Source organism: Serratia sp. AKBS12, assembly GCF_024793895.1.
In the GTDB taxonomy this organism is placed as follows: Bacteria; Pseudomonadota; Gammaproteobacteria; order Enterobacterales; family Enterobacteriaceae; genus Serratia_F.
The window spans coordinates 48,232-61,739 of the sequence record NZ_JANUSB010000005.1 but is presented as its reverse complement, the minus strand read 5'-3'; the positions used below and the strand labels follow the sequence as shown (position 1 = coordinate 61,739).

Annotated in this window: 14 protein-coding genes; 9 read left to right on the top strand and 5 right to left on the bottom strand. The window is 58.5% G+C overall.

Annotated features, from left to right (window positions below; genetic code table 11):
* Positions 1 to 57: 57 nt before the first annotated feature.
* Positions 58 to 1,278: an aspartate aminotransferase family protein gene (locus NYE85_RS03320; RefSeq protein ID WP_259002918.1), complete on the top strand. Its 1,221-nt coding sequence runs from the start codon at positions 58 to 60 to the stop codon at positions 1,276 to 1,278.
* A gap of 86 nt (positions 1,279 to 1,364) precedes the next feature.
* On the opposite strand, the gene crp is transcribed toward NYE85_RS03320, so the two are convergent.
* Positions 1,365 to 1,997: a cAMP-activated global transcriptional regulator CRP gene (gene crp, locus NYE85_RS03315; RefSeq protein ID WP_004090925.1), complete on the bottom strand. Its 633-nt coding sequence runs from the start codon at positions 1,995 to 1,997 to the stop codon at positions 1,365 to 1,367.
* Positions 1,998 to 2,371: 374 nt separating this feature from the next.
* Between crp and NYE85_RS03310 the strand changes: the two genes are divergently transcribed.
* On the top strand, positions 2,372 to 2,779 hold the full coding sequence (locus NYE85_RS03310; RefSeq protein WP_259002905.1) for an OsmC family protein: 408 nt from the start codon (positions 2,372 to 2,374) through the stop codon (positions 2,777 to 2,779).
* A 52-nt stretch (positions 2,780 to 2,831) separates the two neighbouring features.
* Here the strand turns inward: NYE85_RS03310 and NYE85_RS03305 are convergent, their stop codons facing one another.
* From NYE85_RS03305 to NYE85_RS03295, 3 genes are all read right to left on the bottom strand, one after another.
* A complete protein-coding gene (locus NYE85_RS03305; protein WP_259002904.1) occupies positions 2,832 to 3,701 on the bottom strand; it encodes a phosphoribulokinase in 870 nt (289 codons plus the stop codon).
* Positions 3,702 to 3,844: 143 nt separating this feature from the next.
* Complete coding sequence (locus tag NYE85_RS03300; protein ID WP_259002903.1) at positions 3,845 to 4,078, bottom strand: YheU family protein; 234 nt, start codon at positions 4,076 to 4,078, stop codon at positions 3,845 to 3,847.
* Positions 4,075 to 5,055 carry a hydrolase gene (locus NYE85_RS03295; protein WP_259002901.1) on the bottom strand — a complete coding sequence of 327 codons (981 nt, stop codon included), beginning with the start codon at positions 5,053 to 5,055 and terminating at the stop codon, positions 4,075 to 4,077. Before NYE85_RS03295 ends, NYE85_RS03300 begins: the two co-directional genes overlap by 4 nt.
* A 325-nt stretch (positions 5,056 to 5,380) precedes the next feature.
* Here NYE85_RS03295 and NYE85_RS03290 point away from each other — a divergent pair, with 325 nt between their 5' ends.
* A complete protein-coding gene (locus NYE85_RS03290) occupies positions 5,381 to 5,983 on the top strand; it encodes a LysE family translocator (RefSeq protein ID WP_259002900.1) in 603 nt (200 codons plus the stop codon).
* Positions 5,984 to 5,993: 10 nt separating this feature from the next.
* On the top strand, positions 5,994 to 6,776 hold the full coding sequence (locus tag NYE85_RS03285; RefSeq protein ID WP_259002899.1) for a PhzF family phenazine biosynthesis protein: 783 nt from the start codon (positions 5,994 to 5,996) through the stop codon (positions 6,774 to 6,776).
* Here the strand turns inward: NYE85_RS03285 and NYE85_RS03280 are convergent, their stop codons facing one another.
* Positions 6,777 to 7,757 carry a LacI family DNA-binding transcriptional regulator gene (locus NYE85_RS03280; RefSeq protein ID WP_259002898.1) on the bottom strand — a complete coding sequence of 327 codons (981 nt, stop codon included), beginning with the start codon at positions 7,755 to 7,757 and terminating at the stop codon, positions 6,777 to 6,779. It abuts the gene before it with no gap.
* 242 nt (positions 7,758 to 7,999) lie between these two features.
* On the opposite strand from NYE85_RS03280, the gene NYE85_RS03275 reads away from it, so the two are divergent.
* The 5 genes from NYE85_RS03275 to NYE85_RS03255 are packed head-to-tail and all read left to right on the top strand — an operon-like array spanning position 8,000 to position 13,481.
* Positions 8,000 to 8,917 carry a GNAT family N-acetyltransferase gene (locus tag NYE85_RS03275; RefSeq protein WP_259002897.1) on the top strand — a complete coding sequence of 306 codons (918 nt, stop codon included), beginning with the start codon at positions 8,000 to 8,002 and terminating at the stop codon, positions 8,915 to 8,917.
* Positions 8,918 to 8,961: 44 nt separating this feature from the next.
* Positions 8,962 to 10,221 carry an MFS transporter gene (locus tag NYE85_RS03270; RefSeq protein ID WP_259002896.1) on the top strand — a complete coding sequence of 420 codons (1,260 nt, stop codon included), beginning with the start codon at positions 8,962 to 8,964 and terminating at the stop codon, positions 10,219 to 10,221.
* Positions 10,214 to 11,296 carry a Gfo/Idh/MocA family protein gene (locus NYE85_RS03265; RefSeq protein WP_259002895.1) on the top strand — a complete coding sequence of 361 codons (1,083 nt, stop codon included), beginning with the start codon at positions 10,214 to 10,216 and terminating at the stop codon, positions 11,294 to 11,296. Before NYE85_RS03270 ends, NYE85_RS03265 begins: the two co-directional genes overlap by 8 nt.
* Complete coding sequence (locus NYE85_RS03260) at positions 11,293 to 12,357, top strand: sugar phosphate isomerase/epimerase (protein ID WP_259002893.1); 1,065 nt, start codon at positions 11,293 to 11,295, stop codon at positions 12,355 to 12,357. The genes NYE85_RS03265 and NYE85_RS03260 overlap by 4 nt, the downstream gene beginning before the upstream one ends.
* Positions 12,354 to 13,481 (top strand): Gfo/Idh/MocA family protein, encoded by a 1,128-nt coding sequence (locus NYE85_RS03255; RefSeq protein ID WP_259002891.1) that lies wholly within the window; start codon positions 12,354 to 12,356, stop codon positions 13,479 to 13,481. Before NYE85_RS03260 ends, NYE85_RS03255 begins: the two co-directional genes overlap by 4 nt.
* The last annotated feature ends 27 nt before the right edge of the window (positions 13,482 to 13,508 follow it).

The window sequence follows — 13,508 nt, the reverse complement described above, 5'->3', positions numbered from 1 at the left end:
TATTTTCACTTAATGGCAACATTAAAAAATCCGACTACGTTCAGGGTGGACCCAATAATGACCGAAAAATACCCAGTCAGCCGCAATACGTTCGATCAGGTTATTCTGCCTGTTTATGCACCCGCTCAGTTTGTTCCCGTCAAGGGTAAGGGCAGCCGGGTATGGGACAGCAACGGCAAGGAGTATATTGATTTCTCCGGGGGTATTGCGGTGACTGCCCTGGGGCATTGCCACCCGGCATTGGTGGCGGCGCTGAAGCAGCAGGGTGAAACCCTGTGGCACACCAGCAATGTATTTACCAACGAGCCGGCGCTGCGCCTGGCCAGCAAGCTGATCGATGCGACTTTCGCCGATCGGGTGTTCTTCGCCAATTCCGGCGCCGAAGCCAACGAAGCGGCATTCAAGCTGGCGCGCCACTATGCCATCACTCGCCGCAGCCCGTATAAAACCAAAATCATCGCGTTTTATAACGCCTTCCATGGCCGCACGCTGTTTACCGTCTCGGTTGGCGGCCAGGCGAAGTATTCCGACGGCTTCGGGCCAAAGCCGGCCGACATCGTGCATGTGCCGTTCAACGATCTGGCGGCGGTCAAGGCGGTGATGGACGATCACACCTGTGCGGTGGTAATGGAGCCGATTCAGGGCGAAGGCGGTATCACGCCGGTGGACGCGCAGTTCCTGCAAGGCGTGCGTGAACTGTGCGATCGCCATCAGGCGCTGTTGGTATTTGATGAAGTGCAAAGCGGCATGGGGCGCAGCGGCAAGCTGTTTGCCTATATGCACTACGGTGTGACGCCGGATATTCTGACCACGGCCAAGGCGCTGGGGGGCGGTTTCCCGATCAGCGCCATGCTGACCAGCGAGGAGGTTGCTTCGGTGATGCAGGTGGGCACCCATGGCACCACCTATGGTGGCAATCCGTTGGCCTGTGCGGTGGCGGAGGCGGCGTTGGACGTGATCAATACGCCTGAGGTGCTGAACGGCGTCGAACAGCGTCGTGCGCTGTATGTCGCCGCGTTGCAGGCAATTGGCGAAAAATACCGTATTTTCAGCGATATTCGCGGCATGGGGCTATTGATCGGCGCCGAGCTGACAGCACCCTACCACGGCAAGGCGCGTGATTTTCTCTCCGCGGCCGCCGCGCGCGGCCTGATGATTTTAAATGCCGGGCCGAACGTAATCCGCTTTGCACCGTCGCTGGTGGTTGAGCCACAAGATATTGCCGACGGTATGGCGCTGTTTGAGCAGGCCGTCCAGGACGTGATTAACGCCGCGTAGTGGCCGGCCCTGCGGTAAACGGCGCATAAAAATGCCGGTCAGCGTTCACTGACCGGCATTTTTTGAAACGTGCCGTTTTTAAGGGATTAACGGGTACCGTAGACGACAATGGTTTTGCCGTGTGCGGAAATCAGGTTTTGATCTTCGAGCATTTTCAGAATACGGCCAACCGTTTCGCGTGAACAACCGACGATTTGACCGATTTCCTGACGGGTAATTTTAATCTGCATGCCGTCCGGGTGAGTCATGGCATCCGGCTGCTTGGCCAGGTTGAGCAGGGTTTGCGCAATGCGGCCGGTAACGTCTAGGAAGGCGAGGTTACCCACTTTCTCTGAGGTGACCTGCAGGCGGCTTGCCATCTGCGCCGACAGGCGCATCAGAATATCAGGGTTCACCTGGATCAACTGACGGAATTTCTTATAGGAAATTTCAGCCACTTCACAGGCGGTTTTAGCCCTAACCCAGGCGCTGCGTTCCTGGCCTTCTTCAAATAATCCAAGTTCGCCGATGAAGTCGCCCTGATTGAGATAGGACAGGATCATCTCTTTACCTTCTTCATCCTTAATCAGCACCGCAACGGAGCCTTTCACGATGTAGTAAAGCGTTTCGGCCTTTTCACCTTGGTGAATCAGCGTACTTTTCGATGGATATTTGTGGATATGGCAATGAGACAGGAACCATTCGAGAGTAGGGTCTGTTTGCGGTTTGCCGAGAACCATTCGCTGTTATCCTCTGTTGTAATCTGCCTGTATCACAGGGGTCAGAGTTCCCTGTCAAACGTGTTATGGCGGTCCATGAGTGGCGGCCATTAACCGTTTTTGAGGCGTGACGTAAAAATACGCTATTGCCCTAGCATATTAACTTGCAGTGAGAGCTGCAAGCTACATTCTGTTAACATACACATTAAGGTGCCTTTCCGTGGGCATTTCCCTGAAAGCGCTGTCCAGAAAGCGTTATTGCGGCTCTGTTTGTAGCACAGAGTGACGCGGGTGTCTTGTGTTGTCTCGCTCACACATGACCAGTATCAGGTTCCGTTGCCAGTTTTGCTGCGAACGCGTAGTCTGGTGACAAAGAATCAATCGGAGTCATTGGAATGCAGGCAAGAGTCAAATGGGTTGAAGGGTTAACGTTTCTTGGCGAATCGGCGTCTGGCCATCAGGTTTTGATGGACGGCAATGCCGGTGACAAGGCGCCGAGCCCGATGGAAATGGTGTTGATGTCGGTGGGAGGGTGCAGCGCGATTGACGTGGTGTCGATTTTGCAAAAAGGCCGTCACGACGTGCGCGACTGTGAGGTAAAACTGACCTCCGAACGTCGCGAAGAGGCGCCACGGGTATTTACCCATATCAACCTGCATTTTATCGTCAGCGGTAAAGGTCTTGGCGACAAGGCGGTAGAGCGCGCGGTGAATCTATCGGCCGACAAATACTGTTCGGTAGCGCTGATGCTTGGCAAGGCCGCCAGCGTTACCCACAGCTTCGAAGTCCGAGAAGTGGCCTAAGGCATGTGGCGCGGCGGTTTAATGCTCCCCGCGCACATCCCGTACCGCCTGGCTACTCAATCTTTTTGCCTTCCAGCAGCCGCTGTACCAGCGGTGCCATGATCAACTCCATCGCCAGCCCCATTTTGCCGCCCGGCACCACCAGCGTATTGATGTGTGAAATAAACGAGCCTTGCAGCATCGCCAGCAGATAAGGGAAGTCAATTTGATCCAACCCACGGAAGTGGATCACCACAAAGCTTTCGTCCAGTGACGGAATGGCCTTGGCGGCAAACGGGTTGGAGGTATCCACCGTCGGCACGCGCTGGAAGTTGATGTGGGTGCGTGAAAACTGCGGCGTGATGTAGTTGATGTAGTCTTCCATCGAACGTACTACCGAATCCATCACCGCCTCGCGAGAGTGACCGCGTTCGCCAGTATCGCGGATCAGCTTCTGGATCCACTCCAGGTTGACAATCGGCACCACGCCGACCAGCAAGTCGACCTGTTGCGCCACGTCATGCTGATCGGTGACGACGCCGCCGTGCAGCCCTTCGTAGAATAGTACGTCGGTGGGTTCCGGCAGGGCTTCCCAAGGCGTAAAGGTGCCAGGGACCTGGTTATACGGCACGGCTTCGTCATAGGTGTGCAGATATTTACGTGAACGGCCGCTGCCGCTGTTACCGTATTCGCGAAAGCTCTGTTCCAGCAGGCCGAAGTCGTTGGCTTCGGGGCCAAAATAGCTGATGTGGCGGCCAAGATCGCGCGCCTTGCGGATCGCCGCGTCCATTTCCGGCCGGGTATAGCGGTGGAAGCTGTCGCCTTCCAACTGTGCGGCGCGAATATTCAACTGCTGGAATATTTTGCGGAACGCCACGCTGGTAGTGGTGGTGCCGGCTCCGCTGGAGCCGGTTACCGCGATAACGGGATGTTTGGCAGACATACGATATGTTACTCCGTCTAAAATGCGTGTTTTTTTATCCGTCTTACCTCAAGCAGCTTCGCTGTAGGCCGCCTCGATGCAACTCGAATGCTGTAGGGTATGGCTCATTGATACCTGATTTTTCCCGTCAGTCATAGGGCGGATTACATTTCTTCCTGACCGGCACGGAACTGGCCGCGTGGCATGATATTGACGGTTTCATGCAGTTCCGACCACACCAGCAGCACTTCGCCGCTTTGCAATTGGCGGCGAACGTCCTCCACTTTCTGCGCCAGCGAACGTTCATGCTCGCCGTAGTCGGTGCCTTCGCGCAGCACGAAGGATTCGATCAGATTATTCAGCGTTTCGCTGTCCAGTTCTTTCCAGGGGATTATCACGGGTTCTGTTCCAGATAAGGGGTAAGCCAGGAGGGAATACGGTATTCCAGCCACATATACGGTTTTTTTAGCGAGCCGCCGACGAAGCCGACGTGACCACCGCATTCCGTCAGTTGATATTCGATATTGTGCGGCAGGCTGGCTAGATCCGGGATCACCTCGTCGGTCATGAACGGGTCGTCCTTGGCATGGATGATCAGCAACGGTGTCTGGATCTTTGGCAGCAGCGGCAGGGCGCTGCAACGGCGGTAATAATCTGTGGCATCACTGAAGCCGTGAATGCGTGAGGTAATCAGATCGTCGAAGTCGCGTATGCGGCGCAAGCCCTGCAACTGCGGCAATTTCAGCGGCAGGGTGCCCGGATAATGCAGCAGTTTTCGCGTGGCATTCTGCTTCAACTGACCCAGCAGGTAACGCTGATAGACGCGAGAGAAGCCCTGGTCCATACGCCACGAGCAGGGTTCGAGCATTAACGGTGCCGAGACTACCACCGCCGCGTCCAGCAGGCTATTGTCTTCCTGCTGCGCCAGATAGCAGGCGAGCATATTGCCGCCGAGCGATACGCCGACCGCCGCGGTCGGCGCTACGCCATAGCTGTCGCGCAGCCATTGCAGGAAGAAACGGGCGTCTTCGGTTTCACCGGAATGGTAAATGCGTTGCTGGCGGTTTGGCACGCCGCTGCAACCGCGAAAATGCATCACCACCCCGAGCCAGCCCTTTTGCTGCCAGGCATGCAGCAGGCCGTGGGCATACGGGCTGTAGAAGTTGCCTTCCAGCCCGTGAAACAGCACCACCCGCGGTTTGTCGCGCGCCAGGCGCGGGTCTTCACTCCAGGCGAGATCGACAAAATCGCCGTCAGGCAGGTTCAACCGTTGCCAATGCGGTTTCAGCCGTACGCGACGACGCACCAGGCGTGGCAGCAGCGTTTGCAGGTGCGGATTACTGGCCCCGGTAAGAGGGCGGAAGGTTTCATACATAACGTGAATAAAATTCTTATTGGCGGCTATTGTCTGATCGGTAGAGCACTGTTAGCTTCATTACCACTATTTCCTTATTCGTTGTAGCGGCAGCGCCGGTCAATGCCTGGTATGTCCACGCGTGCTGGCTGACTGCCATATCAACGATGCGGGATATGATTAATAATATACCCCAAATAATTCGAGTTGCATCGAGGCGGCAAGTGAATGCATCCCGATGCGCCTACGCAACCTGCTGCTTCGGCTCAGGATGCCTGGCCAGCCAGCAGCTTGCAGCATGACGGGTATAGTGCAAATACGCATTTGGGTGGGGAGCACCCGTTTCATGGAATCAAGTTTATTTCTTTCAATGCTCGGCTTCCTGTTTGTTGCCGCTATTACGCCTGGTCCGAATAACCTGTTGTTAACCACCTCCGGCGCCAACTTTGGCTTTATGCGTTCGCTGTGGCTGATGCTGGGCATTATACTCGGTATGCAAAGCATTTTATTGCTGGTGGCGTTCGGCGTCGGCAGCCTGATCGTGGTGTATCCCTCGCTGCATCTGGCGCTGAAAATCCTTGGCAGTCTGTATCTGCTGTGGCTGGCGTGGAAGGTGGCGACCGCCCGCTATGAAAAGCTGGACACCGATACCGCGCCGCCCCGGCCGATTCGTCTGTATCAGGGCTGGCTGTTGCAGTTTCTCAACCCCAAGGCCTGGCTGATGGCGCTGGGCGCTGTGGCCAGCTTCAGCCTGAATGGAGCAGGATATAATCACTCGATTCTGGCGATCTCGGCAGGGCTTTCCGGCATGAATCTGGCCACCGGCATCGTCTGGCTCGGTTTCGGCAGCGTGATTGGCCGTTTGCTGCGCAGCAGGAAAGCCTGGGTTATCTTTAACGTTTCTATGGGGTTGCTGACCGCGGCCTGCGTGTTGTTGATTTGGCACTAAGGGATTGCAGATGACCGAAGATTATTTCCACGTTGACGCCTTTGTTGGCCAGGGACTGCGCGGCAATCCGGCGGGCGTGTGTTTGTTGAAAGCGCCAGCGGACGCCGTGCAGATGCAGGCGATCGCCAATGAACTGAACCTGCCGGAAACCAGTTTTGTCTGGCAGGACGGCGATATGGCCGCCATCCGCTGGTTCACGCCGTACCGCGAAGTGGACTTGTGCGGCCACGGCACACTGGCGGCGGCGCATGTGATGCTCAACGTGGTCAACCCGGGGCTGAACGATGTGCGCCTGCGTTCCGCCAGCGGAGAACTGTATGTCAAACGTGACGCGGCGGACGGCCAGCGCCTGATTCTGGATTTCCCGACACGCGCCCCGCAGCCGGTCGCCGAACCGGCAGGCTTGGCCGCGCTGTTGGGCGCGCAGCCGCAGGCGGTGTGGCAAGCCAACGCGCTATTGGTGGTGTTGGACAACGAGGCGCAGGTCAGGGCGTTGCAACCGGCGATACCGGCGCTAATCGCGGCGGTAGGCCGTGGCGTGATTGTCACCGCACCGGGTGACGAGGTGGATTTCGTCTCTCGTTACTTTACGCTGGACGGCGGAGAGGATCCGGTGACCGGTTCGGCCCACTGCAGCTTGATGCCGTACTGGAGCGCCAGGCTGGGCCGTAGCGCATTGCATGCCCGGCAGATCTCGCCACGCGGTGGCGAGCTGTTTTGTCAATTGCAGGACGATCGTACGTTGCTCGGCGGCTATGCCAACATATTCCTGCGCGGAACAATTACTGCCTAATCAGGTGGTGCCGCGCTCTACCAGCCGCCAGTTCAGCACTTCATTGCTGGGTGCCAGCTGCGGATCCTTGATTTTTGCCAACAGCAGTTGCACGCTGCGGATACCGAACTGGTGCATCGGCTGCTCGATGGTCGACAGCGGAGGGGTGGTGATGGCGCCGAACGGCACGCCGTCAAAGCCGATGATCGCCACGTCCTGCGGAATACGCAACCCGCGCTGATGCAGGGTACTCATCGCTCCACCGGCAACCACGTCGGAAATGGCAAATACCGCATCCGGCGGCTGTTCGTCAGTCAGCAGGCGGGCCATCGCCTGCGCACCGGCGGCATACTCCAACCCGTCAACGTATTCCACCCGGTGGTAGCCCAGGCCAAAATCCGCCAGCGCCCGGTGATAGCCCTGCTCACGCTGTTGCGAATAAAGATAGCGCATGTCGCTATTAATCAAGGCGATGCGTCGGCGCCCCTTGTCTGCCAGCAGCCGTACGCCGGCAAACGCCGCCTGGTGGTTGTCGATAGTCACCGACGAGGCGCGAAACTCCGGGTCGCCTTCGCCACACTGTACCCACGGAAAGTCACCGATCATTGCCGTCAGACCCGGCAGACAGCTGACGGCATCCATGGTGATCACCCCATCGACCACTTTTCCGCTCAATAGCTTGAGATAGGCCGATTCGCGCGTCGGATTGGATTCGGAATTGCACAGCAGAATATGGTAGCCGTGGCGTTCGGCCTCTTCCTCGATACCGCGCACCACCAGGGAGCAGAACGGGTTGGTAATGTTGGATACCAGCACCAGCAGCATGCGGCTGCGTGCGGTGCGCAACTGACGCGCCAGCAGGTTGGGCTGGTAATCGCATTCGCGGATGGCCGCCAGCACCTTATCGCGCGTTGCGGGCTTGACGATCTGCTGGCCGTTCAGCACCCGCGATACCGTCGCAGGCGACACACCGGCGATTTTCGCCACTTTTTCTATCGACATGAATCGCTGTTCCTTGTGCAGATTTGCCACCGCCAGTATGCGATAACGCGGTTAAAAAAGCGTATTTACCGCCGGCATTGTGATGTCGCTTGCAAATTTCGCTCGCCATCACCTATCACCAGCTTAATCAGGTTGCCGAAAAAAAGAAATCGATTACATTTTGCTCATGGCTGAAATGAAATCGATTTCATTGTGCGGTTTCGCAGTATTTCGCCCGGTTCCTGACGGTATCGAGGTGGCCAATGCAAATTCAATTACGACGGGCGCAGACCAGCGATCGCCTGGCGATTGCCCAACTGATTCACCATTCAACCAATGCCTGGTACCAGCGGCACGGTATGGCGGCGATTTTCCCCGACGAAGCGGAAAGCTGCGGGCTGTTTGTCGACCTGTATCAGCAACTGGACGCTGGCTACCACTGGGTTGCGCAGGATCAACGCGGTGTGCTGTGCGGTTCCTGCTTCTTTCATCCGCGTGAAACGCACCTTGGGTTGGGGATCATGAACGTTCATCCCGACTATTTTGGCCATGGCGTTGCGGTGCAGCTGTTGCACAAGGCCGATGAGCTGGCGGGCAGACTGCCGCAGCGGCTGTTGTCCAGCGCGCTGAATCTGGATTCTTATGCGCTTTACCATCGCGCCGGCTTTGCGCCGTATGCGGTTTATCAGGATATGGCGATCGCGGTGCCGCCACAGGGCTTCGACGTTTCGCCGTGCACGCATGCGCGGGTACGTCAGGCTCGAGCGGCGGATTTGCCCGCCATTATGCAGTTGGAGCGCCAGCTGCTAGGCATCGCCCGGCGGCGGGATATCGAATTCTTGCTTAGCGACGCCAGTGGACATTGGCGTACGGCCGTGTGGGAGCAGGACGGTATTATCGGCGGCTACCTGGCGTCGGTTGCCCACCCGGCGTCACGCATGCTGGGGCCGGGATGCTGCCTGCACGAAGAGATGGCGCTGGAGCTGCTGAACTGGATGCTTGACCGTCATCATCGCGGGAGTACGGCCGTGGTATTGGTGCCGGCGCAGCCCTCGGCGCTTAGTCGAGAGCTGTTGCGCTGGGGTGGACGGATTTGTGAATTGCATCTGGCGCAGGCGAAAGGCGATGTACAACTTCCCGGCGGTGTGGTTATGCCGTCCTTTCTGCCGGAAAGCGGGTAAATACGCAGCAGTTAACCACAACAACACAGAAGCATGGGGGAGTTATGCAAACCGACAGCGTGGCCCTGGGGGCCAAAAGTGTCACATTCAAATGGGTGGTGCCTCGGTTGGCGCTGATGATGTTCCTGCAATTCTTCGTCTGGGGCGCGTGGTACGTCACCCTCGGGGTGGTGATGGGCAAATACGGTATGGCGGCGATCATCGGCGATGCCTATTCCACCGGACCGATTGCCTCGATCCTGTCGCCGTTCGTTCTGGGCATGGTGGTGGATCGCTTCTTTGCCTCGCAAAAGGTGCTGGGATTGCTGCATCTGGTAGGGGCGGCGTTGCTGTGGTGGATGCCGGGCTTTTTTGCCGACCAGCAGAGCGGTCTGCTGTGGGTAATCTTCGGATATATGCTGTGTTATATGCCGACCATCGCGCTGAGTAATAACGTGGCGTTTTACAGCCTGAGCAACAGTGAAAAGGCCTTCCCGGTGGTACGGGCGTTCGGCACGCTGGGGTGGATTGTTGCCGGACTGATCGTCGGCGCCAGCGGTTTGTCTGACAGTACCGGCATTTTCACCCTGGCGGCGGTAGCTTCGCTGGTATTGGCTATCTACAGCTTCACCTTGCCGCATACCCCGGCACCTGAGCGTGGAAAACCGGTGCAGATGCGCGATTTGCTGTGTGCTGACGCCTTTGCGATGCTCAAGCAGCGCCATTTTCTGGTGTTCATCATCTGCGCCACGCTGATCTCGATTCCTCTGGCGGCATATTACGCCTATGCTGCGCCGTTCGTGGCGGCTACCGGCTTTAGCAACGTCGGCGGTGTGATGTCGCTGGGGCAAATGTCCGAACTGTTTTTCATGCTGCTGATCCCGTTGCTGTTCGTTCGGTTGGGCATCAAGGTGATGCTGTTGATCGGCATGCTGTCATGGTGCCTGCGCTACGTGATGTTTGCGCTTGGCATTACCGAAGAACTGCGCTGGATGATTTACCTCGGCATTATCCTGCATGGCATGTGTTATGACTTTTTCTTCGTCATCGGTTTTATCTATACCGACAAAGTGGCGGGCGACAAGGTTAAGGGGCAGGCGCAAAGCCTGCTGGTGCTGTTTACCTACGGCCTTGGCATGTTGATCGGTTCACAGCTCAGCGGCGCGTTGTTTAACCGTATGGTGACGGCGCAGGGGGCGGCAGCGCTGCCGCAATGGCAAAGTTTCTGGTGGTATCCGGCGATTGGCGCGCTGGTGATTGCGCTGCTGTTCTTCTTCACCTTCAATTACCGCGAAACGCCAAAAGGGGGCAGTAACGATGGCTGATCTGCGCGTATTGGTGGTGGGCTGCGGCAACATGGGGGCGTCGCACGCGGCGGCCTACCAGGCGATGGACGGCGTGACGATCTGCGGACTGGTGGCGCGCGGCGATTCACGCCATGCGCTCGATCGGCAATTGGGCGGCGGCTATGCGCTATTTGCCGATTTTGCCAGCGCGCTGGCGCAAACCCGGCCGGACGCGGTCTGTCTGACGACCTACCCCGACACCCATGAAGCCTATGCGCTGCAGGCGTTGGCGGCCGGCTGCCATCTGTTTATCGAAAAACCGCTGGCCACCAGCGTGGCGGGAGCCGAACGGGTCATTGCCGCCGCTCGCGCTGCTCGGCGACAGGTGGTGGTGGGGTATATTCTGCGCCACCACCCGTCATGGCAGCGGTTTGTCACGCTGGCGCGTGGTCTGGGCAAACCGTTGGTGATGCGCATGAATCTTAACCAGCAGAGCCATGGTCAAATGTGGAACGTGCATCGTAATCTGATGCAGTCGCTGTCGCCGATCGTCGATTGCGGGGTGCATTACCTTGACGTGATGTGCCAAATGACCCAGGCGGAGCCGGTTAGCGTCAGCGCTATCGGCGCTCGGCTCAGCGATGCGCTGCCGGCAGGTATGTACAATTACGGTCAGTTGCAGGTGCGCTTTGCCGACGGTTCGGTCGGCTGGTACGAGGCAGGCTGGGGGCCGATGATCAGCGAAACGGCGTTCTTTATCAAGGATGTGATCGGCCCGCGTGGCGCGGTGTCGATCGTGGCGCGACAGGCCGCTGCGGTGGGGGAGTCGGACAATGTCGATGCCCATACCCGCACCGAATCGCTTCGGGTGCATCACGCGACGCTCGACGCCGATAACCAGTTCACCGAAGCGGACGAATGGATTGATTGTCGGGACGAACCCGATCATCTGGCGCTGTGTCGCAGCGAACAGCAGTTTTTCCTGCAGGCGATCCAGCAGGGTGACGATCTCAACGATCATTGGCGCGATGCGATTAACAGCCTGCGGGTGGTACTGGCGGCGGACCAGGCGGTACGCAGTCAGAACACGGTAATGTTAGGGGGTGAGCAATGAAAACCATCAACGGGCCGGGAGTGTTTCTGGCGCAATTTATCGGCCCGCAGGCGCCGTTCAATTCGCTGGACGGGCTGGCGCAATGGGCGGCCGAGCTGGGGTTTCGCAGCCTGCAGCTGCCGACCGGCGATGCGGCGATTTTTGATTTGGCGCAGGCGGCGCGTAGCCAGAGTTACTGCGACGATGTGCGTGAACGGTTGGCGCAGCACGGGCTGAACATCAGCGAGCTGTCGACTCACCTGCAAGGCCAACTGGTGGCGGTGCACCCGGCCTATGATGCGGCGTTCGAGGGTTTTGCGCCCGAAGCGTTGCGCGGCAATCCGAGTGCGCGGCAGGCGTGGGCCTGCGATCAACTGATGCTGGCGGCGCAGGCATCGCAACGCTTGGGCCTGAAGGCGCACGTGACGTTTTCCGGCGCGCTGGCCTGGCCCTATTTTTATCCGTGGCCGCCGCATAATGCGCTGTTGCTGGAGGAGGCGTTTGGCCAACTGGCGCAGCGCTGGCGCCCGATCCTCGATGCGTTTGACGAGGCCGGCGTCGACCTCTGTTATGAACTGCACCCGGGGGAGGACCTGCACGACGGCGTGACCTTCGAGCGTTTTTTGCGGTTGGTCGGCAACCATCCGCGCTGCCATATTCTTTACGATCCGAGCCATCTGCATCTGCAGCAGATGGACTACCTTGGCTTTATCGATCGTTACCACCACCGTATCCGCGCCTTCCACGTCAAGGATGCCGAGTTCCGGCCGAGCGCGTGTAGCGGCGTTTACGGCGGCTATCAGCCGTGGCTGGAGCGGCCGGGGCGTTTCCGCTCGCTGGGGGACGGCCAGATTGATTTCGCCGCCATTTTCAGCAAATTGGCACAGTACGATTTCCCCGGTACCGCGACGCTGGAATGGGAATGCTGCCTGAAGGCACCGGAAGTGGGTGCACGCGAGGGGGCGGCATTTATTGCCCGACATATTATTCCGGTAGCTGAACGGGCGTTTGACGATTTTGCCGCCGGCAGCAGCGATCGCGCCGCGGTCAGAGCAATGCTCGGATTGGAGGGCAAGGCATGAGGTTACGTTTAGGTATGGTCGGCGGTGGCGAGGGGGCATTCATTGGCGCGGTGCATCGTTTGGCAGCACGCATGGATGATGAATTTACCCTGGTGGCTGGGGCGTTTTCCTCGGACTGGGACAATTGCCGACGCACCGGGGCGTCGCTGCAGCTGGCAGCGGAGCGCTGCTATAGTGATTTCCAACAGATGGCGCAACAGGAAGCCGCGCGTGAGGATGGCATTCAGGTCGTGGCGATCGTCACGCCGAACCACCTGCATGCGCCGGCGGCGACGGCGTTTCTCAACGTCGGTATCGATGTGATCTGCGACAAGCCATTGTGCACCTCGTACCAGGATGCGCTGCAACTGGCTGAAACCGTGCAGCGCAGCGGACGACAGCTGATCCTGACCCATAACTACAGCGCCTATCCACTGATACGCGAAGCGCGCAGCCGGGTGCTGGCCGGGGAACTGGGGGAACTGCGCTTCGTCGAGGTAGAGTATTTGCAGGAATGGCTGGCACAGCCGCTGGAACATGGCGGCAACAAACAGGCGGGCTGGCGTGCCGAGCCGGCAAAGGCGGGGGCGGGCTGCATTGGTGACGTAGGCACTCACGCCTGGCAACTGGCGCAGTTCGTTTGCGGCCAACTGCCCGTCACCATCAGCGCCGAGCTCAATAGTATTATTCCTGGCCGTCGGCTGGATGATGACGTGCGGGTGCAGATGCGTTATGCCAATGGCGCGCGCGGCCGCTTATGGGCCAGCCAGGTGGCCTGTGGCCATGAGAACGGCTTGCGGTTGCGGGTTTACGGCAGCGCAGGCAGTCTGGAGTTCAATCAGGAAAACCCCAATCAGCTGTGGATCCGTCCCCATGCGGCACCGGCGTATTGCCTGACCCGTGGCGCAGCGGCGCAATATGCGGAAAACCGCGCTCTGGCGCGAGTACCAGCGGGACACCCGGAAGGATATCTAGAAGGGTTTGGCCAGATTTATCGTGAGGCGGCGCAGCGTTTGCGCCGTGGGCCTGGTGCTGCGCCGCTGTTGCCGGGAATTGAAACCGGGTTGCAAGGGATGGCGTTTATCGAAACCGCCCGGCGCAGCCATGACGCCGGCGGCCAATGGACGGCGCTTATAGTTCCATAAGTAATAAAGAATATTTTTTTATTCCTT